Raw genomic sequence first — 18,726 nt, 5'->3', positions numbered from 1 at the left:
TGGGGCGCACCGGCAAGTACCCACAAATAAGTGCGTACGAATTTCGCTGCGTTGCGCAGTTACTGTGTGATAGTTTTACTGTGTCATGCAGTCATCTGCCGGGAGATGTCTTGAACGAAGTACCCGACCCTTTCGCCGTCACCACTCGCCGAATCGGCGAGCCGCACCCCGCCAGGGCCGCCCTGCGCGCCGTGGGCCCGATCGTCATGGTCGAGGCCCCGGCCGGCGGGCCGGCCTGGATCATCACCGACGACGTGGTGGCCAGGCAGGCCCTGGTCCATCCCGAGATCGTCAAGGACCCGGCGTACGCGCCCGCCGCGTGGGATCCTCGTACCTCCGGGCTCGAACCCACCGCCGCCGCCCAGCCGTCGCTCACCACCCTCGACGGCGCCGCGCACGAGCGGCTGCGGCGCGCGCACGCCCCGCTGTTCACCGCCCGCCGGATGAACGACTTCGCCGGGCGGATCGAGACGCTCGCCCGCGACCTGCTCCTCAAGGAGGCCGAGCAGGGGGAGAGCGACCTGATGGCCGACTTCGCCACCCGCTTCCCGCTCACCGTGGTGTGCGACGTGCTCGGCGTCCCGCTCGACCGCATCGACCAGGCCATCGCCGCCTGCCGGGGCATGCACTCCGGCGACCCGGAGGAGGTGGGCGCGGCGATGGCCGCCTTCGGGGAGCTGGCCGCCGCCGCGCTGGAGGCGGGCGGGGACGGGCTGGCCGCCGAGTTGCGCGGGCGGGTCCCGGAGGAGCTCACCGAGGAGCAGGTGCACTACCTGATCTTCACGCTCATCTACGCCGGCCAGCTCACCACCGACCCCTCGCTCGGCTTCCTGCTCGCCCGCCTCCTCGGGGGAGCCGCGCCCGATCAGGAAGCCGAGGAGTTCGTACGCGAGACGCTGCGCCTGCACTCACCCGCGCCCTTCACCCTGTGGCGGTTCACCAGCGCCGCCATCGAGCTGGCCGGGACCCGGCTGCCCACCCGGTCCCCGATCCTCATCGACATCCAGGGCATCAACACCGACCCCGGCCGCCCGATCGGCCCGGACCTGGCCTTCGGCGCCGGCCCGCACTACTGCACCGGCGCGCGCCTGGCGCAGCTCGAACTGCGCGCGCTCGTGGAGGTCGTGCGGGCCGACTACCCCGCCGCCCGCCTGGCGGTCCCCTATGAGGAGCTGCGGCAGACGGACTTCGGCGGCATCCAGGGCAGCCGCCTGACGGCACTGCCCGTACGGCTGAAGGGCTGATTCAGGCGCACCGCAGGCATTCAGGCACAGCGCAGGCATTCAGGCGCGGCGCACGTATTCAGGCGTAGGCCTTCACCTCCAGCAGGCCGACGGAACCGGCCCCGCTCTGCAGCGCGACCCTGAGCCTGCTCGTGCTCACCGCGCCGAACGTCACGCGGTTGTAGCCGTTCGGGGCCGTGGCGTAGGTGCCGGGCAGGTCCACGTAGGCGCTGCCGTTCCAGTACTGCAGCTTCCACGACGCCGGCACCCGCACACCGCCGCCGTCGTCGAAGAAGTACACCTCGGCCGAGCTCAGTGTCTGCGCGGACGGCCAGGTCAGCTCCGCCCACTGCGCCCCCGTCTGCGGCCAGGTGCCCCAGCGGCGGTTGGCGGTGTCGTTCGAGGACGGCGGGTCGATGCCGTCGTTGATCGCCGCGACGCTCTCCCATGGCGAGGTGTAGGAGGCCGTCGGGGTGGCGTTCCTGGCCAGGTTCGTCGCGGGGGCGCCGCCGACGGCGAGGGTGAAGGTCCTGGTCACCGGGGTGCTCAGCCGGTCGTAGTCCCTGAGCTGGACCGTGAACGTGGAACTGCCGGCGGTGGTCGGCGTGCCGCTGATGGTGCCGGTGAAGCGGTCGAGGGACAGGCCGGCTGGCAGCGAGCCACCGGTGACCTGCCAGTCGTAGAAGGGCACGCCGCCCCTGGCCTCCAGCTTGTGCGTGTAGGCGGCGCCGGGGGCGGCCTGGGGGAGTGAGGTGGTGGTGATGGCGGGGTCGAGGAACGGCGTCAGGTTGCGGTTGAGCTTCCAGCCGGCGTTCTCGGCCACCAGCAGGGCCAGCTTCGTCAGCATCCACCTGCGGGTGGGGAACAGGTGGGTCCAGCCGCCGCTCTGGCCGCTGAGCCGGTCCCAGTTGGGCTGGTCGCCCGGGATGTGGTAGCTGCTGTCCAGCGGGACCGCGCGGCCCTGGTAACGCACCACGTCGGGGTCGTTGCCGCCGCCGGAGACGTAGGAGCGCATGCCGGCCCAGTCGCTGTGGAAGGCGACGGCGTGGCCGTACTCGTGCATGATCAGGCCGTGCACGTCGAGCACCGAGCCCTGGATCTCCGTCTTGTACCAGTCCTCGTCGGCCAGTGAGGTGAACAGCTGCTTGTTCGCCTCGTCGTACTCCAGGATCGTCGCGGTCGAGCGGTGCAGCGGCCCGGCCAGCTGCTGCCCGCCGCGGGTGCTGTAGCGGCCGTTGGCGGCGGGGTAGCCGGTCGAGTACGGGGTCTGGATGCCGCGGAAGAAGACGTACATGCCGTTGTAGGCGGCGTTGTTCGTCACGTTGATGGTGTTCTGCCAGTCGTTGCCCGGCAGGTGGTTGGGCTCCGCGCCGGCCGCCACGGTGTCGAAGGGCTGCATGTCGAAGAAGCGGAACCAGTCCTTGACCGCCTCCTCGGCCGCCGTGCGCACGCCCGTGTTGGAGAAGTAGCCGGTGATGTTGTCGTAGCGGTAGTCGAAGGCGATCGGCAGCGAGGGCTGCAGCGCGCTCTTCTCGTCCTGCTGCACGAAGATGGGCATCGACTGCTGGTACGCCGCCCCGCCCGCGTCCCTGATCGTCAGCCGCAGCGTGTACTGCTCGTCGGCGCCGGGGCCGCGCTTGGAGTGGATGGCCAGCCGGAAGATCTTCTGCTCCGAGGCGCTGGCGAACGTCAGGGACTTGGTCGCGCCGGTGGCCGTGAGCTGGCTGGGCAGGTCCATCATCAGCCGGGAGGTGCCCTCGGCCTTGAGGTCGATGGTGACGGGGAAGCGCACGTCGGCCGGGGGCCTGACGGTGAGCTCGACGTAGGGGTTGGCCAGGTAGCCCTGCCAGTCCACCAGCTTGACGCCGTAACCGCCGATGTTCCTGCCGAACAGGTCGATGACCTGCGCGGTCGGCGCGGCGTGCGCGGGGGCTGGGAGGAGGAAGGTCGCGAGTAAGACGGCCAGGGCGGCCAGTCGTCTCATGGCGGAAACCTTTCTGCGGGGGGTCGCGTAAGGCCTCTCGTGAGCCGGAGAGGCGAAACAACTGAAAGGTTTTCGGAGCAAAGCTCAGCCCGTACAGGTCTGTCAAGAGGGTGCCGACTGTCTTGCAGCAATGCAACGTTCCGATAACGAAGAAAAGGTTTTCGGGTCCTGCGGGTTGCGATCAAGGGCGGCTTGGAGGAGCAAGGTGGGGCAACCGTTTTCCTGGAGTTCCCGCACCTGCCGGTCTATTGACTAGTGCTGTATCACATCTTACATTGCGGCGAAGGAAACCCTATTCCCCAGCGACAAGGGAGCACGATGTCTGACCTCACGGACCGCGTCCGCGGCCCGCTGGCCCCGTCCACCGCGAGCCAGTGGCCGCTGAACGTCGACGACGTGGAGATCCAGGGAGGGCCCTTCGGACGCTGGCAGCAGATCAACCGCGAGGCGAGCATCCCGCTCGGCCTCGAACAGATGGAGAAATCGGGCGCCGCGCCCAACCTGAGGCTGGCGGCGGGGGAGTCCGGCGGAGCCTTCAAGGGCTACCGCTTCCAGGACTCCGACCTGTACAAACAGCTCGAAGCGGTCGCCTGGGAGCACTGCAGGCTGCCCGGCGACGGCTACCGCGCCTTCATCGAGGAGTCCGCCGCGCTGCTGGCCCGCGCGCAGCGCCCCGACGGCTACCTCAACTCGCACTACCAGGTGGTCAAGCAGGACAAGATCTTCGCCGAGCTGGAGTACAGCCACGAGATGTACTGCGCCGGCCACCTCATCCAGGCCGCGGTCGCCGCGGCCCGCGCCGGCTGCGGCGAGGACCTGCTGGCCGTCGCCCGCCGCTTCGCCGACCTGCTCGTCCAGCGCTTCCTGACCGACGGCGACGACGGCATCGACGGGCACGCGGAGGTGGAGACGGCGCTGGTCGAGCTGTACCGGCTCACCGGCGAGCGCTCCTACCTGGAGCTGGCGGGCAAGCTCGTCGACAACCGGGGCAGGGGCCTGATCGCCTCGACCGGCATGGGCCCGCTCTACGCCCAGGACCACCTGCCCGTACGCGAGGCCGGCACCGCCGTCGGGCACGCCGTGCGCCAGCTCTACCTGGAGGCCGGTGTCGTGGACGTCGCCGTCGAGACCGGCGACACCACGCTGCTGGACAGCTCCATCCGCCGCTGGGAGGACCTGGTCGCCACCAAGACCTCCATCACCGGCGGCCACGGCTCCCGCCACGACGGCGAGGCGTTCGGCGAGCGGTACGAACTGCCGCCCGACCGCGCCTACAACGAGAGCTGCGCCGCCATCGCGAGCATCCACTGGAACTGGCGCCTGCTGCTGGCCACCGGCCACGGCCGCTACGCCGACCTGATCGAGCGCACCCTCTACAACGCCTTCGCCGCCTCCACCTCGGCCGACGGCATCCGCTTCTTCTACGTCAACCCGCTGCAGCGCCGCGCCGACCTGTTCGAGGACGCCTACCTGGGCCGGCGCAGGGAGTGGTTCGCCTGCGCCTGCTGCCCGCCCAACATCATGCGCCTGGTCTCCTCACTCGGCCACTACGTCGCCACCACCGACGACGAGGGCGTGTCGGTGCACCAGTACGTGCCGGGCGTGATCAGGGCCGGCGACGTCACCCTGGAGGTGGAGACCGACTACCCCTGGGACGGCCGGGTGCGCTTCACCGTGCGCTCCGCGCCGGGCGGCGAGTGGACGCTCAAGCTGCGCGTCCCGGCGTGGAGCGCGAGCGGGCAGGAGGCCCCCGACGGGTACGCCAGGATCCGCCGCGACTGGCAGGCCGGCGACACCCACACGCTCGACCTGGACCTGACCCCCAGGATCGTCCGGCCGCACCGCAGGATCGACGCGCTGCGCGGATGCGCGGCGATCGAGCGCGGCCCGCTGGTCTACTGCTTCGAGCAGATCGACCAGGACGGCGACCTGGAGGACCTGGCCCTGGTGCCCGGCGCCGCGCCGCGCGTGGTCGAGCGCGACCTGCCCGGCCTGGGCCGGACCGTGCTGATCGAGGCGGACGCGGTCCGGCTGCCGCCCTCCACCCCTCAGGACCTGCCGTACACGGCCGGAGAACAGGACCCCGCCGGCACCCCGGCCACCGCGACGGCCGTCCCCTACTACCAGTGGGACAACCGTGACGGCGGCGTCATGCGGGTATGGATGCCCCTCGCCTAAGTAAGGAACACCCCCCATGAAGAGAAGAGACCTGTTCAGGATGGGCGGCCTGGCCGCCCTGGGCGCGACGGCGGCGGCCTGCGGTTCGGGCGGCGGCGGGCCGGGCGCGGCCCGGGCCGCCGAGCTGGAGTTCATGTACTGGGGCTCCACGTTCGAGAAGGCCGCCGTCGAGAAGATGCTCAAGGCGTTCGAGCAGAAGAACTCCGACATCAAGGTGAAACCGGTCTTCACGCCGGACGAGTACGACGTCAAGCTCAACAGCCTGGTCGCCGGCGGGCAGATGCCCGACCTCGGGTACGTCCCGATGTCGATGTCGTTCCGCCTGGCCGAGCAGGGCAACCTGGTCAACCTCTTCCCGTACCTGAAGAAGTACCCGCAGCTGGCCGGCTACCTGCCGGACGCCTACCTCTGGTACGGCCCCGACAAGCTGCACGGCGTCTCCACCGCCAACGAGATCGAGCTGCTGTGGTACAGCAAGTCGGCCGTCGCCGCGGCCGGCGTCGCGGCCCCGCCCGCGGTCGCCGCCTCGGCGTGGTCGTGGGACCAGCTGGTCGAGAACGCCTACAAGCTGACCGTGGACCAGAACGGCAAGCACCCGGACGAGTCCGGCTTCGACCCCAAGCAGGTCCGCCAGTTCGGCATCTCGATCAGCATCACCTACGCCGCCGCCTGGTACGGGTTCCTGCGCGGCAACGGCGCCGACTTCGCCGACGAGGCGGGCAGGAAATGCCTGCTGGACACCCCCGAGGCGATCCAGGTGTTCCAGAACCTGCAGGACCTCATCTACAAGCACCGCGTCGCCCCCGGCCCCGGCCAGCTCGCCGCGACGGGCGACGACGTGCCCGGCACCAACATCCTGCTGAAGACCAAGCGGGTGGCGATGGTGGTGGACGGCCACTGGGCGTTGCTCGACATGAACGCAAGCAAGGTCGACTACGGCATCGGCGTGCTGCCCAAGTACGCCGAGCCGTTCACCACCTCCCAGGTCGCGGGCGCCTCCTCGGTGTTCAGCGGCACCAAGCACGTGGAGGAGGCGGTGGAGCTGTTCGCCTTCCACATCGACCCGCGGTACGTGGACCTGTACAAGCAGGGCCTGTGGATGCCGCAGGAGAAGAAGTACTACGAGGACCAGGCGGCCATCGACTCCTGGACCAAGAACGCCGACCATCCGCCCGAGTTCCGCACCGCGGTCGTGGACTACGGCCGCGACCACGGCGTGCCCGACCTGCGCAACCGGGTCAAGAACCTGTCCGCGATCTCCAGCGACGTGCTGACCCCGGCCATGCAGGAGATCGAGTCCGGCAAGCGGCCGGCGGCCGAGATCCTCAAGGCGGCCGCCCCGAAGATCTCCGGCATGCTGCAGGGCTGGCACCACACGCAGGAGCCGTGAGGTGGCCGGGATGTCGGGCCAGCGGCGCATGGAGCGCCGCTGGGGCCTGCTCATGGCGTTGCCCGCGATACTCGGATTCCTGATCTTCACGGCGGGGCCGATGGCGGCCTCGTTCGTGTTCAGCCTGACGGACTGGCAGGTGGGCGGCACGCCGTCGTTCGTCGGGCCGGGCAACTACTCCGCACTCGCGGAGGACGAGCTGTTCTGGAAGTCGCTGAGCGCCACCACGTACTACACGCTCGGGGCGGTCCCGCTCGTGCTCATCGTGTCCTTCGCGGTCGCCATGCTGCTCAACCAGAGGGTACGCGGCCTGGCCGTCTGGCGCACGATCTTCTACCTGCCGACGCTGGTGCCGGCCATCGCCAACGTCGTCCTGTGGATCTGGATCTTCAACCCCGACTTCGGGCTGCTCAACTCGCTGCTGCGCCAGGGCGGGCTGCCGACCGGGCAGTGGATCTACGACGAGGCGATGGCCATCCCCTCGCTGATCGTCATGAGCACCTGGGGGTTCGGCAACACCATGGTGATCTTCCTGGCGGGGCTGCAGGGGGTGCCGCGGCACCTGTACGAGGCGGTCTCGATCGACGGCGGCGGCGCGTGGCACCGCTTCTGGCACGTGACGCTGCCGATGATGACCCCGACCATCTTCTACAACCTGGTGGTGGGCGTGGTCGGCACGTTCCAGGTGTTCAACCAGGCGTACGTGATGACCGAGGGCGGGCCCAACAACGCCACCCTCTTCTACGTCTACTACCTGTTCCGGATCGCGTTCAAGGAGAGCGAGATGGGCTATGCCAGCGCGCTGGCCTGGGTGCTCTTCATGATCATCGTGGTGATCACGTTCCTGCTGTTCAGGAACGCCCGCCGGTGGGTCTACTACGAGATGGCGGGCGCCCGATGACGGCGGTGCAGGCGCCGCCGCGGCGCACCGGGCGGGTCGCCCCGACCGAGGGGCTGCGCGGGCCCCGCAGGTACGGCAAGGTCATCATCTATCTGGCGCTCGTCGCCGGGGCGATCCCGACCCTGCTGCCGTTCGTGTGGCTGGTGCGCAGCGCCCTCATGCAGGACGCGCAGATGTTCATCGCGCCGCCGGAGTGGATCCCCGCACCGTTCCAGTGGTCGAACTTCACCGAGGCGCTGACCGCCCAGCCCTTCTGGCTCTACTTCGTCAACACCGTCGTCATCGCCGTGATCAGCGTGCTGGGCACCGTACTGACCTGCTCGGTGGCCGCCTTCAGCTTCTCCCGGCTGCGCTGGCGCGGCCGTAACGTGGCCTTCGCCGTCCTGCTGAGCGGCGTCATGCTGCCGTACGCGGTGACGCTCATCCCCACCTTCGTCATGTGGCAGGAACTGGGCGCGCTGGACACCATCCTCCCGCTCACCGTGCCGAGCTGGTTCGGCGGCGCGGGCGGCGGGGTGTTCAACATCTTCCTGCTGCGGCAGTTCTTCCTGACGATCCCGTTCGAGCTGGACGAGGCCGCCTACATCGACGGCGCCTCCCCGTGGCGGGTCTTCTGGACGGTCGTCATGCCGCTGTCGAAGCCCGCGATCGTGGTCGTGACGATCTTCACGTTCATCGGCACCTGGAACGACTTCCTCGGCCCGCTGCTCTACCTCAGCAGCGAGGAGAAGTACACCCTCTCCCTCGGCCTGGCCTCCTTCCAGAGCGTCTACCTCACCCAGTGGGGCTACCTGATGGCCGCCTCCGCCGCCGTCATCGCCCCGATCATCGCCCTGTTCTTCTTCCTGCAGCGCTACTTCATCGAGGGCGTCACCCTCACCGGCATCAGGAACTGACAGGAGCCCCATACGACGGACCTTCCTCGCCCTCGCGCGCTCCATACGAACGCACGCCTGGAAGACCTGGTGAAGGACGTCCCCGGATACCTGGGGATGGACCACGGGCAGAGACCACCTCAGCGATCGTCCCCGGAGCGGAGCGGCTCGTCCTCGACCTGGAGGAAACGCAGGACGCCGGCGATCACGTTCCCGGCGGGTGATGAGCGGAGATCGCCGGAGCCGCGGGACTCGGTGGGTGGGTGCCGTTGCTCAGGTGCGTGGATCACCTGTCATGGTGGGGAACCAGCTTCCAGTATTGGGAAATGGAGGGCGGGCCCTCCCACATCGAGGTGGGAACCACGTAGACGTTGTTGGAGACGATATTGCTCTGCGTGCTGAGGGCGTGTCCCGGATACGCCTTCGGCACGATCGCGTAGCAGTCCGCGTCCATCGGAGACGCATCACTGCCATGGACCCGGCGGATGAACCATCTCTGGTGGACGCTCGCGCTGTCGGGGTTCTTCAGGCGGGGGAAGTCCTTTTCGTTGACGCCGGCGGCGAGGCAGCGGTTGTTCTCAAAGCTCTTGATCAGGTACGTGTCGCCGTCGGCCGGTTCGACGTACCACAGGTGGCCGAGCAGGCCCTTGGTCGTGAGAACCGGGTCCAGGTTCCACGTCTGGACTGCCTGGTCGACGTTGTCGTTGTAGTTGTCGGTAAGCAGATAGGTGCCGGTTACCTCGTGGATGAACATGAACGGGCCCTGGGTGCCTCCCGTACTGGAAATGCTGGTCATGTGTCGTTCCCCCTTGGGGACGTCGGATGGGCCAACGGGTCAAGGTTCATCCGAAATCTTGTTTCCGTCACGAGTCGGGAGGCGTCCACATCCGGCCATTTCAATTTCTGGGAAGGTTGTTGGCCGCGGTATGAGGGGCGTTCTCCAGGCAGCATGAAGTGCTCCCCGTACATAATCCTGAATTCCGAAGGACTGGAAATATCACACCGACGTGATCTCCAGCCTGAACAGGCCGTCCCGTCAAAGATCCGCGCCTCAGCACCGCGCTCGTGGAGCGCCTAAAACCGCAAGGTCGTCAGGGAGGTGGGGCTCGATGGCCGCGGAAGGTCGCCTCCAGGGCGACGCGCCAGTGGTGGTCGGCCTGGGGGCGGGGGCCGAGCGAGCCGAGGAGTTCGAGACTGGCCAGGCCGTGCACCAGGGCGTTGAGGTGGACGGCGATGTCCTGAGGGTCGGCGGGGGCGAACCGGCCGGCGTCCACGCATCGAGCGACGGCTTGGGTCAGCGTGTCGAACGTGCCCTGAATCTGAGCCAGGGCCGCCTCGTCCGGCTGGAAGTCGGCGATGGGGCGGCCGAACATCAGCTCGTACAGATGCGGGTTGTCCAGGGCCGAGGCCCGGTAGGCGTGTCCGAGCGCCATCAGGTCGGCCTCCGGGTCGCCGTCGGCGGGCACCCGGGCGAACCTGTCGGCGAGCCGGGCGAACCCCTCCAGGAACATCGCGCGTAGCAGGCCGGGCTTGTCGCCGAAGAGGTTGTAGACGGCCTTGGTGGAGGTGCCGACCTCGCCGGCCAGGCGTCGGGTGCTCAGCGCCTGCGGGCCTTCCTCGGCGAGCAGCCGTCCGGCGGCGTCCAGAAGGTCTCGGCGCAACTCGTCGTAGTCGCGGGTACGTGGGCGGGCCATTTGACAATCATATCGCAACGATGTTTCATAACAGTGTTTCCAAACTCGTTCGCAGGAGGCCACCGTGTCCACTCCATCCGATCTGCATGTCGTCCTCGGCGCCGGCGGGGGCGTCGGTGCTTCCGTGGTTCGCGAGCTCGCCTCCCGGGGCCACCGCGTCCGCGCCGTCAATCGCAGCGGCCGGGTGCCCGCGCTGCCCGGGGTCGAGGCCCACCGGGGCGACATCACCACGGCCGAGGGGGCCAGGGCCGCCTGCGCCGGAGCCGAGGTCGTCTACCACTGCGCCGCTCCCGCCTACGACCGATGGGTGCAGGAGTTCCCCCGCATGACCGACGCGGTACGGCAGGGCGCGGCCGCTTCCGGCGCCAAGCTGGTCTTCGCCGACAACCTGTACATGTACGGCCCCGTCGACGGCCCCATGTCCGAAGACCTGCCCCACGCCGCCCGCAACCCCAACGGCCGGGTACGCGCCGCGATGGCCGAGACTCTGCTGCAGGCCCACCACTCAGGCGAACTGCGCGTCGCCCTGGGCCGGGCCTCCGACTACTACGGCCCCGGCGGCGTCAACACCGCCGTCGGCGCGACAGTGTTCGCGGCGGCTCTCGCCGGCAAGCCCATCCGCTGGGTCGGGTCGTTAGACCAGCCCCACACGCTCAACTTCCTGCCCGACATGGCCAGGGGCCTGGTGACGCTCGGCTGCGACGAACGAGCCGACGGCCAGGCCTGGCACCTGCCGGCGGCACCGGCCGTGACAGGCCAGGAATTCCTCGACCTGGTGACCGCCGAACTGGGGCGGCCCGGCAGAACGGGGGCGCTCGGCCGTCCGATGCAACGCCTGATCGGCCTGTTCAACCCGACCGTGCGCGCCCTCGGCGAGACGTGGTACCAGCGCGACCGGCCATTCGTGAGCGACACCTCGAAATTCACCACCACGTTCGGGCCGTTCACCGCGACCCCGCACGCCACAGCCATCGCCACCACCCTCGACTGGTACCGCACCCACCCGACCCCGTGACCAGTGCCGGCGGACACCGTGGCCAAGGACTGTTATCTGGGCTTCCCCGGCTATCAACTGCTGTGCCTGCTCGCTGTCGCCCGGGGGGTCTGGAGCGGGCCGAGTTGATCCCGGACCGGGCACCGGCCGATCGGGCGCTGAGCAGCATCCACAGCAGCGACGCCCGGCCGGTCCTGGTCGCCGGCGCGCTGGCGCAGCGGGCACGGCTCGCCCACGGCACCGACCCGGACCTCACGGAGCGTGTCGCGGCCCGGCGGGCCGAGCTCGCCAAGGCCGATGCGGCGCTCGGCCCGATGCCTCAAGGGCTGAGCTCGCGGTGCCCATGCGTGCGCACCCCGTGCTCGCGGGCCGGTCGCCCTGTCGGTCGCTGCCTGTGCTCTCGAAGAGCTGAGATCGGACCTGGTGTCCCGCGGCCTTGATCGCGGGCGACAGGCGGGACCGGGTAGGGCCGTCCGTACGCCACGCTCGGTGGTGCGAGCCGACGAGCAAGGCTCGTTTACTGCCGGAGGCCGGTGCGTGAGGCCTGTTCGACTCGGGCGATCAGGCGGCTGTTGTGGAGGGCGTGGTCGAATCCCGGGGTGTGGTGGGTGCCGTTGGTGATGTCGCGCGCCAGGCTGGCGTACACCTCGCCCACATTGATGGACGCACCCGTCCAGATCTCGGCGGCGGTCGGGCCGGTGCCGGTGGCGACGGGGCTGTCCGGTGCGGTGAAGGCCACGTTCGATGACAGTGTGAGGTCGCCGACCTGGACACCCGCGGGGTGGTTGCCGGTCAGCTTCAGCCAGCCGTGCGATCCGCGAACGTCCAGGCTGAAGTGGGCGTCGCGCGCGGGCACGCCCGCCATGATCTGCACCCCTACCGGGGCGCCCGAGGAGGTCTTGGCGATGGCGTCGAGGTGGTCGGGGACCTCCCGGTGGGAGATCGCGCCCGTGTCCACCAGTTTCACCTGCGGCCAGAGGAGTTCGGTGCGCGCGTCGATTTCGGTGATGTCGCCGAGGACGGCTTCGATCACGTCCAGGACGTGGCCCGCCGCGATGGTCAGGAAGGTGGCTCCGGAGGCCGCCTTGTCGAAGTATTCGTACGCGCTCACCGACTCCGGGCCGTTGCCGAATGTCGTCGCGGTGACGCGCGCGGAGAGCAGCCGCCCGAGCCGGCCCTCCGCGATGATGTCGGCGGCGCGGCGCACGGAGGGGTTGTGCCGGCCCTGCAGGCCGATCGCCGTGTGCAGCGAGCCGGCCGCGTCGGCCATCTCTTCCGTCTGCGCGATGGTCGCGCCCAGCGGAGACTCGGCGTACACGGCCTTGTTCGCCGCCAGGGCCGCCAGTACGAGCTCGCGGTGCGCCGGGACCTTGACGGCCACGGTGATGAGATCGATCGAGGGATCGCCGATGAGCTCGTACGGATCGGCGAACCAACGCTGTGCGCCGAACGTTTCGGCGGCGCGCCGCGCGCTTTCCGGGCGCCGGGTCGCCACGGCCGCCAGCTGGAACGCTGGCTGTGCCGCCAGCGCGGGGATGTGCGATGCCCCGGCCCAGCTCGCCTCGGTGTCCGCACCGATGATGCCGACACGAATCACGCTGCTTGTCATGATGGACGACTCCATTTGTTGATCTTTAATGGGGGTGGTTGTGCAGAAAAATGGGTTGGCTGCGCCAAGTCCGCCGGTCGCTGCCTGGGCCGGCGAACCGCGTGGGGTCTTGCTGTCACTGGTCGATGGCGGCCATGTCCGGCCCGGCATGGCGTTCGCCGGACGCCGGCGGCAGGTCGTTCAGGCGGGCGAGCTGGCCTGCGGTGAGCCGGATGCGGTCGGCGGCGCCGTTCTCCTCGAGCCGGGCGATACGCGTGGTCCCCGGAATGGGCGCGATGCCGTCGCCCTGGGCGAGCAGCCAGGCCAGGGCGACCTGCGCGGGCGTGGCCTCGATTTCGTCGGCGATTTCGCGTACCGCATCGACGATGCGCAGGTTGCGCTTGAGGTTGCCGCCGGTGAAGCGGGGATTGGTACGACGCCAGTCGGCGGCGTCCAGGCCGTCCAGGGTGCGGATGGCGCCGGTGAGGAAGCCGTGCCCCAACGGCGAGTAGGGAACCAGTCCGATGCCGAGCGCCCGCAGTGTGGGCAGCACTTCGGCCTCGGGATCGCGGGTCCAGAGCGAGTATTCGCTCTGGACGGCGGCCACGGGATGAACCGCGTGAGCCCGCCGGATCGTCGCCGACGCCGCCTCCGACAATCCGATGTGGCGCACCTTGCCCGCGGCCACCAGCTCACTCAACGTTCCCACTACCTCCTCGATGGGCGTGCCGGGGTCGACCCGGTGCTGGTAGTACAGGTCGATGTGGTCGGTTCCGAGCCGCCGCAGCGACCCGTCAACGGCCGCGCGAATGCCGGCGGGGGTGCTGTCCGGGCCCGGCCGGCCGGTGTGGGAGAGGAGGCCGAACTTGGTGGCGAGAACGACCCGGTCTCGGCGGCCCTTGACGGCGCGGCCGACCAGTTCCTCGTTGACGTAGGGCCCGTACACCTCGGCGGTGTCCAGATGCGTGACCCCGAGGTCGACAGCGCGCTGGATGGTGCGGATCGATGCGGTGTCGTCTCGGCCGGCGCCGGTGTAGAACGCCGACATCCCCATGGCGCCGAGGCCGATGCGCGAGACCTTGAGCCCTCCGAGTGACGTGACCTGCATGCGTTTGTGGCCTTTCTGGATCGGTACGTCCGCCCCGCGCGTCGATGCGATGACCGATGGCGGCGCCGCGGAAGATACGTGACGACGTCGATGGCGCACCGCGCCGTCCGGCGCCGAGGGGAACTTGACGCATCAATAACTACCGCCTCGAACTTGACGCGTCAACATGGGTGACTAACATGGCCTCATGGCAAGTACCGAACCCGGCACGAACGGACAACGCCGGCGGCATCCGCGGAACGGGTCCACCTCCGAAGCCACGGTGCCTGCTGAAGAAGACGCCGTGGCTTCGGAGCAGTCAGCTGGTCCGGTTGCCGGAACGCGCTGGCTGAACCGCGACGAGCGGGCGGCATGGCTGGCCAACTCCGCGATCATGATCAGCTTGCCGGCCGCCCTGGACGCGCGGATGCAGCGCGAGGCCCAGCTGACCTTCTTCGAGTACATGGTGCTCTCGGTCCTGTCCGAACAGCCGGCGCACACGCTGCAGATGAGCGATCTGGCCGCCCGGACGGCGGCGTCGCTGTCGCGGTTGTCGCATGTCGTCGGACGGCTGGAAAAACGCGATCTGGTGGTACGGGCCCGGATCCCGGGCTCCGGCAGACGCACCAACGCGACCCTGACCGAGGCCGGGTACGCGGCGGTCGTGGCGGCGGCGCCGGGACATGTCGCGGCGGTCCGCGAATACCTCATGGACGAGCTCGAACCCCACGAACTGGCGACGCTGCGCCGCATCGGTGCCGCGGTCGACGCCGCCATCAAGCGCGAACGACCCGACGTGGGCTCCACGGCGTCGACTCCGCCCGAAACATCGACGTCGTAGCCCGGGTTGTCGCTGGACAGGTACACCGGCGAGATCACCGGCACTCCCGCCACGGCCGGCACCGTGCAACTGAGCGGCTACGACAAGCGCGGCGCCCCGTTGACCAGGGACTACACCATCACGGTCGGTTGAGCGACCGTGGCTGCGCTAGTGCACAGAGTGGTGTTTGCGGTCGTCAGCGTGGCCGCGGGCCCTCGGCTGCGTACGTTGCTCCCATGAGATATCTGCAAGGGCCCTTCGCGCCCGTCACCGAAGAGGTCACCGCGTTCGATCTGCCGGTCACCGGGCGGATCCCGGCCGAGCTGAACGGCCGCTACCTGCGTAACGGCCCCAACCCGCTGGGTGTGGAGGACCCGGCCGTGCACATCTGGGGGATGGGCCAGGGCATGGTGCACGGGGTACGGCTGCGCGACGGCCGGGCCGAGTGGTACCGCAACCGGTTCGTGCGGGCGCCGGGCTTCGCGCCCATGGTGAACGTGATCGAGCACGCCCGCCGTACCTTCGCCCTCGCGGAGGGCGGCCTGCCGCCCGCCGAGCTCGACGAGGAGCTGAACACCGTGGGCGTGTGCGACCTGGGCGGCACGGCGGAGGGCCTCACGGCGGGCGCGCACTCCAAGCACGATCCGCTCACCGGGGAGCTGCACTCGCTGTCGTACATGGTGGGCTGCGACTTCGTTCAGCACATCGTGACCGATGCCGGGGGCGGCGTCGTCCGGAGCACCACCATTCCGATGACGCGCACGCCGTTCATGCACGACTTCGCGCTCACCGAGAGCCATGTGGTGTTGTGGGACACGCCGCTGGGCTTCGACGGGTTCGAGTGCCGGTGGTTGCCGGAGCATCCGACGCGCGTGGGGGTCATGCCGCGGGCCGGTGGTGAGGTGCGCTGGGTGGACATCGAGCCGGTGCATGTCAGTCACACGCTGAACGCCTATGACGACGGCGACTCGGTGGTGGTCGATCTGGTCACGGCCGAGGGGCCGTTCGATCCCGCCGATCCGGGGGCGATCCGGCCCGTGCTGGACCGCTGGACGATCGCGCCGGACAAGATCCACCAGGAGCGGATGGACGACCGGCCGCAGGACTTCCCCCGGGTGAACGAGGCGCGCGCCACCCGCCCGCACCGCTACGGATACTCGGCCGCGACCGCCCTGTACGGGATCCCGTTCGCGCCCGAGGGCACGCCGCCGGACGACGCCTTCACCAACGCCCTGGTCAAGCACGACCTGAGCCGGGGAACGGCCGAGGTGCACGGGTTCGGCAGGGACGAGGCGGTCGGGGAGGCCGTGTTCGCCGCGGCGGGGGACGGCGAGGACGAGGGGTACCTGATCACCTACGTGAGCGACGGCCCCACCACCGACCTGGTGGTCCTCTCGGCCCAGGACTTCACCGGCGAGCCCGTCGCGCGGGTGCACCTCCCGGCCAGGGTGCCGCTCGGCCTGCACGGCAACTGGCTGCCCGATCACTGAGGCGTGACAGCATGGCCGTCGTGAACGATCCGCAACCGCCGTACCTCCGCATCGTCGCCGGCATCGAGCGACGCATCGCCGACGGAGAGTTGCGGCCCGGCGACCCCATCCCCACCACCAGGGCGATCATGCGCGAGTGGGGGGTCGCGATGGCGACGGCCACCAAGGCGCTGGCCGCGCTCAAGCAGGCGGGCGCCATCGAGTCGGTTTCCCGGGTCGGCTCGGTGGTCGCGCCCCGCCGGCTGCCCTCGCGTTCGGCGAGGGGGCTCGAACGCGACCGCGTCATCCGCACGGCCATGGAGATCGCCGACGCCGACGGCCTGGCGGCGCTGTCCATGCGTGCGGTGGCGGCCAAGCTGGAGGTCGCCACCATGACCCTCTACCGGCACCTGGAGGCCAGGGCCGAGCTCACCCAGCTCATCGCCGACGCCGCCTTCGCCGAGATCGACTACCCGGAGCCGCCGCCGGGATGGCGTTCCCACCTGCGGGTGGCCGCCCAACTGCAGTGGGCGGCCTACCATCGCCACCCCTGGCTGCCGCGGCTGGTGTCCATCACCAGGCCGGTCACGCTGCCGGGACAACTGGCGTACGGGACGTGGACCCTGCGTGCGCTCGACGGGCTCGGCCTGGACCCGGGCACCCGCCTGCACGTCTACGCCACGCTGGTCAACTACGTGCGGGGGACGGCGGTGAACATCGAGAGCGAGGCCGTAGCCGAACTGGACACCGGGATGACCAGCATCCAGTGGACCACGGCCCGGCTCCCCGTCGAAGGGCCGCTGATCGCCCAGGTCACCGAGCCGGGCACGGAGCTCGACCTGGAGTCGCTGTTCGCCTTCGGCCTCGAACGCCTGCTCGACGGCCTCACCCTCCTGATCGCCCCCCGCGAGAACCGCCGGTAACCCGCGGGGGTTGTCGTTGGCACGCGGGTGCACCTCAAGGGCCGCCGCGTGCTCGCCGTACGTGCCCGGGAGGTGACCGGCGAGGAACGCGCCGCGCTGTGGCCCCGGCTGGTCGAGTTGTACGCCGACTTCGCCAAGTACGACGCGTGGACCGAACGCGAGATCCCCGTCGTCGTCCTCACACCACGCCACAACGGCTAGGGGACAGGCGGAGGGGCGGTATTCTCAGCGGGTCGCCGGGCTGGAAGGATGAGTGCCGTGTCCGTCCTGGAACGGGTTCGCGCCTGGCACGCACCGCTGTCTTCGCCGCGGTGCGCGGTGGCATTCATGACCTGGAGTGACAGCCGGTAATGCCCGCCGGAGTGCTGTTCCGCCTGGCCCGCGCCACGGCCTTCGCCGTGGTGTGCTCCGGGCTGGCCGCTCTGGCCCACCTCCTCGGAGGCGGCAGCGTGACCGCGCCCACGGCGGCGACCGCTCTGGTGGTCTCCTCCGCGGCGGCCTTCCCGGTGACGGGCCGGGAACGGGGGACATCGGCCGTCTTCTTCCTCCTCGCGGCTGTGCAGGTGGTGCTCCACCTGATGTTCTCCCTCGCGCCGTCGCTGCCGGGCATGACCGGCGGGCACCTGCACTCCGGCCTCGTCCCGGCCACGGGGATGCTGGCCGCGCACGGTCTGGCGACCGTGATGACGGCGTTGTGGTTGTCGCGGGGTGAGGCGGTGCTCTGGGCGCTGCTCCGCCTCCTCGGCGTGCGGGTGCTGCTGTTGTTGCGGGCCCCGCACCGCACGGCGTACCGGCGGATGGCCGTACGCCATGCCGAGCCCGCGCCCGCCCTGTCCGCCCTGCTGCGGCACTCGCTGAGCGGGCGCGCCCCACCGGCGGCCTGACCTGTGCTGACTCACGCCAGACCGGACGGATGCGCTCCGTCCGGCTTTCGACGTACGCCATCGCGGCGTCACGTCCCCACCTCCTTCGCAGACCGCTCTTCGTTCTGTCGCCAGACACATGGAGTGATCTTGATTGATCATGTCGTCACCGAAGAACCCGCCGACGACCGCCGCCTGACCATGCTCGCCCTGGCCGCCCGCGACGGCGCGGACGCCGACGTGGAAACCTTCGCCCGGGCGGTGTACGCCGACCTGCGCCGATTCCTGGCCTACCTGACCGATGCGCAGTCCGCCGACGACCTCACCCAGGAGACGTTCGTCCGGGTCCTGCGCAGCCTGCCCGGGTTCGCCGGGAAGTCGTCCGCCAGAACCTGGGTGTTGTCCATCGCCCGCCGGGTCGTCGTGGACCGCTTCCGGGCCGCGCGGGCGCGTCCCGTGCTGGCGGACCTGGCCGACTGGCAGGTCGCCGCCGAACGGTGCCAGCCGCGTGACCTGCCAGGTTCGCAGGACGCGGTGGAACTGGCCGAACTGCTGGCGCAGGTCCCGCCGGAACGCCGCCGCGCCTTCGTGCTCACCCAGGTCCTCGGCCTGCCGTACGCCGAGGCCGCCGAACTGCTCGGCTGCCCGGTGGGCACCGTACGGTCCAGGGTCGCCCGCGCCCGGCACCAGCTGTCCGAATCCTGGCTCGCCGCCGCCTGATCATGCACGGCACAACC

At 69.8% G+C, this 18,726-nt stretch carries 18 protein-coding genes; 13 read left to right on the top strand and 5 right to left on the bottom strand.

What is annotated here, in order from left to right; genetic code table 11:
- The first annotated feature begins 110 nt into the window (after positions 1-110).
- The gene (locus tag AB0I81_RS30700; protein WP_360663458.1) at positions 111-1,244 is read left to right on the top strand and encodes a cytochrome P450; all 1,134 of its coding nucleotides are present in this window, start codon (positions 111-113) and stop codon (positions 1,242-1,244) included.
- Between the two features lie 58 nt (positions 1,245-1,302).
- On the opposite strand, the gene AB0I81_RS30695 is transcribed toward AB0I81_RS30700, so the two are convergent.
- The gene (locus AB0I81_RS30695; protein WP_360663456.1) at positions 1,303-3,207 is read right to left on the bottom strand and encodes an Ig domain-containing protein; all 1,905 of its coding nucleotides are present in this window, start codon (positions 3,205-3,207) and stop codon (positions 1,303-1,305) included.
- A 318-nt stretch (positions 3,208-3,525) separates the two neighbouring features.
- Here AB0I81_RS30695 and AB0I81_RS30690 point away from each other — a divergent pair, with 318 nt between their 5' ends.
- From AB0I81_RS30690 to AB0I81_RS30675, 4 genes are read left to right on the top strand one after another with little or no spacing between them, the layout of a single operon-like run.
- Positions 3,526-5,385, top strand: a complete 1,860-nt coding sequence (locus AB0I81_RS30690) for a beta-L-arabinofuranosidase domain-containing protein (protein ID WP_360663455.1) — start codon at positions 3,526-3,528, stop codon at positions 5,383-5,385.
- Between the two features lie 16 nt (positions 5,386-5,401).
- Positions 5,402-6,775, top strand: a complete 1,374-nt coding sequence (locus AB0I81_RS30685; protein WP_360663453.1) for an extracellular solute-binding protein — start codon at positions 5,402-5,404, stop codon at positions 6,773-6,775.
- 10 nt (positions 6,776-6,785) lie between these two features.
- Positions 6,786-7,676 (top strand): sugar ABC transporter permease, encoded by an 891-nt coding sequence (locus tag AB0I81_RS30680; RefSeq protein ID WP_360663451.1) that lies wholly within the window; start codon positions 6,786-6,788, stop codon positions 7,674-7,676.
- Entirely contained in the window at positions 7,673-8,572 is a 900-nt protein-coding gene (locus AB0I81_RS30675) for a carbohydrate ABC transporter permease (protein ID WP_360663449.1), read from the top strand. The genes AB0I81_RS30680 and AB0I81_RS30675 overlap by 4 nt, the downstream gene beginning before the upstream one ends.
- A 265-nt stretch (positions 8,573-8,837) precedes the next feature.
- Here the strand turns inward: AB0I81_RS30675 and AB0I81_RS30670 are convergent, their stop codons facing one another.
- Complete coding sequence (locus AB0I81_RS30670; protein WP_360663447.1) at positions 8,838-9,347, bottom strand: hypothetical protein; 510 nt, start codon at positions 9,345-9,347, stop codon at positions 8,838-8,840.
- 295 nt (positions 9,348-9,642) lie between these two features.
- Entirely contained in the window at positions 9,643-10,245 is a 603-nt protein-coding gene (locus AB0I81_RS30665) for a TetR/AcrR family transcriptional regulator (RefSeq protein ID WP_360663445.1), read from the bottom strand.
- Between the two features lie 64 nt (positions 10,246-10,309).
- On the opposite strand from AB0I81_RS30665, the gene AB0I81_RS30660 reads away from it, so the two are divergent.
- The gene (locus tag AB0I81_RS30660; RefSeq protein WP_360663443.1) at positions 10,310-11,260 is read left to right on the top strand and encodes an NAD-dependent epimerase/dehydratase family protein; all 951 of its coding nucleotides are present in this window, start codon (positions 10,310-10,312) and stop codon (positions 11,258-11,260) included.
- A gap of 496 nt (positions 11,261-11,756) precedes the next feature.
- Here the strand turns inward: AB0I81_RS30660 and AB0I81_RS30655 are convergent, their stop codons facing one another.
- Positions 11,757-12,848: a Gfo/Idh/MocA family oxidoreductase gene (locus tag AB0I81_RS30655; RefSeq protein WP_360663441.1), complete on the bottom strand. Its 1,092-nt coding sequence runs from the start codon at positions 12,846-12,848 to the stop codon at positions 11,757-11,759.
- A gap of 115 nt (positions 12,849-12,963) precedes the next feature.
- The gene (locus AB0I81_RS30650; protein ID WP_360663439.1) at positions 12,964-14,034 is read right to left on the bottom strand and encodes an aldo/keto reductase; all 1,071 of its coding nucleotides are present in this window, start codon (positions 14,032-14,034) and stop codon (positions 12,964-12,966) included.
- A gap of 88 nt (positions 14,035-14,122) precedes the next feature.
- Between AB0I81_RS30650 and AB0I81_RS30645 the strand changes: the two genes are divergently transcribed.
- The 7 genes from AB0I81_RS30645 to AB0I81_RS30615 all read left to right on the top strand — a co-directional run bounded on the left by AB0I81_RS30645 (position 14,123) and on the right by AB0I81_RS30615 (position 18,709).
- Positions 14,123-14,755, top strand: coding sequence for a MarR family transcriptional regulator (locus tag AB0I81_RS30645; RefSeq protein ID WP_360663437.1), 633 nt, complete (start codon positions 14,123-14,125; stop codon positions 14,753-14,755).
- Positions 14,756-14,761: 6 nt separating this feature from the next.
- Positions 14,762-14,887, top strand: a complete 126-nt coding sequence (locus tag AB0I81_RS30640; protein ID WP_360663435.1) for a hypothetical protein — start codon at positions 14,762-14,764, stop codon at positions 14,885-14,887.
- A gap of 83 nt (positions 14,888-14,970) precedes the next feature.
- Positions 14,971-16,224, top strand: a complete 1,254-nt coding sequence (locus AB0I81_RS30635; RefSeq protein WP_360663433.1) for a carotenoid oxygenase family protein — start codon at positions 14,971-14,973, stop codon at positions 16,222-16,224.
- 11 nt (positions 16,225-16,235) lie between these two features.
- The gene (locus tag AB0I81_RS30630; protein WP_360663431.1) at positions 16,236-17,126 is read left to right on the top strand and encodes a GntR family transcriptional regulator; all 891 of its coding nucleotides are present in this window, start codon (positions 16,236-16,238) and stop codon (positions 17,124-17,126) included.
- 48 nt (positions 17,127-17,174) lie between these two features.
- Positions 17,175-17,327, top strand: a complete 153-nt coding sequence (locus tag AB0I81_RS30625) for a nitroreductase/quinone reductase family protein (RefSeq protein ID WP_360663429.1) — start codon at positions 17,175-17,177, stop codon at positions 17,325-17,327.
- A gap of 149 nt (positions 17,328-17,476) precedes the next feature.
- Entirely contained in the window at positions 17,477-18,010 is a 534-nt protein-coding gene (locus tag AB0I81_RS30620; RefSeq protein ID WP_360663427.1) for an MFS transporter, read from the top strand.
- Positions 18,011-18,139: 129 nt separating this feature from the next.
- A complete protein-coding gene (locus AB0I81_RS30615; protein ID WP_360663425.1) occupies positions 18,140-18,709 on the top strand; it encodes a sigma-70 family RNA polymerase sigma factor in 570 nt (189 codons plus the stop codon).
- Positions 18,710-18,726 lie beyond the last annotated feature (17 nt).

It is taken from the genome of Nonomuraea sp. NPDC050404, from assembly GCF_040655495.1.
Taxonomy (GTDB): domain Bacteria; phylum Actinomycetota; class Actinomycetes; order Streptosporangiales; family Streptosporangiaceae; genus Nonomuraea.
This window is presented reverse-complemented; position numbering and strand designations above follow the sequence as displayed.

Bases quoted from the DNA above. Each gene is read 5' to 3' on its own strand.
- AB0I81_RS30695 (WP_360663456.1), bottom strand. From the start codon at position 3,207: ATGAGACGACTGGCCGCCCTGGCCGTCTTACTCGCGACCTTCCTCCTC.
- AB0I81_RS30690 (WP_360663455.1), top strand. From the start codon at position 3,526: ATGTCTGACCTCACGGACCGCGTCCGCGGCCCGCTGGCCCCGTCCACC.
- AB0I81_RS30685 (WP_360663453.1), top strand. From the start codon at position 5,402: ATGAAGAGAAGAGACCTGTTCAGGATGGGCGGCCTGGCCGCCCTGGGC.
- AB0I81_RS30680 (WP_360663451.1), top strand. From the start codon at position 6,786: ATGTCGGGCCAGCGGCGCATGGAGCGCCGCTGGGGCCTGCTCATGGCG.
- AB0I81_RS30675 (WP_360663449.1), top strand. From the start codon at position 7,673: ATGACGGCGGTGCAGGCGCCGCCGCGGCGCACCGGGCGGGTCGCCCCG.
- AB0I81_RS30670 (WP_360663447.1), bottom strand. From the start codon at position 9,347: ATGACCAGCATTTCCAGTACGGGAGGCACCCAGGGCCCGTTCATGTTC.
- AB0I81_RS30665 (WP_360663445.1), bottom strand. From the start codon at position 10,245: ATGGCCCGCCCACGTACCCGCGACTACGACGAGTTGCGCCGAGACCTT.
- AB0I81_RS30655 (WP_360663441.1), bottom strand. From the start codon at position 12,848: ATGACAAGCAGCGTGATTCGTGTCGGCATCATCGGTGCGGACACCGAG.
- AB0I81_RS30645 (WP_360663437.1), top strand. From the start codon at position 14,123: ATGGCAAGTACCGAACCCGGCACGAACGGACAACGCCGGCGGCATCCG.
- AB0I81_RS30635 (WP_360663433.1), top strand. From the start codon at position 14,971: ATGAGATATCTGCAAGGGCCCTTCGCGCCCGTCACCGAAGAGGTCACC.
- AB0I81_RS30630 (WP_360663431.1), top strand. From the start codon at position 16,236: ATGGCCGTCGTGAACGATCCGCAACCGCCGTACCTCCGCATCGTCGCC.
- AB0I81_RS30620 (WP_360663427.1), top strand. From the start codon at position 17,477: ATGCCCGCCGGAGTGCTGTTCCGCCTGGCCCGCGCCACGGCCTTCGCC.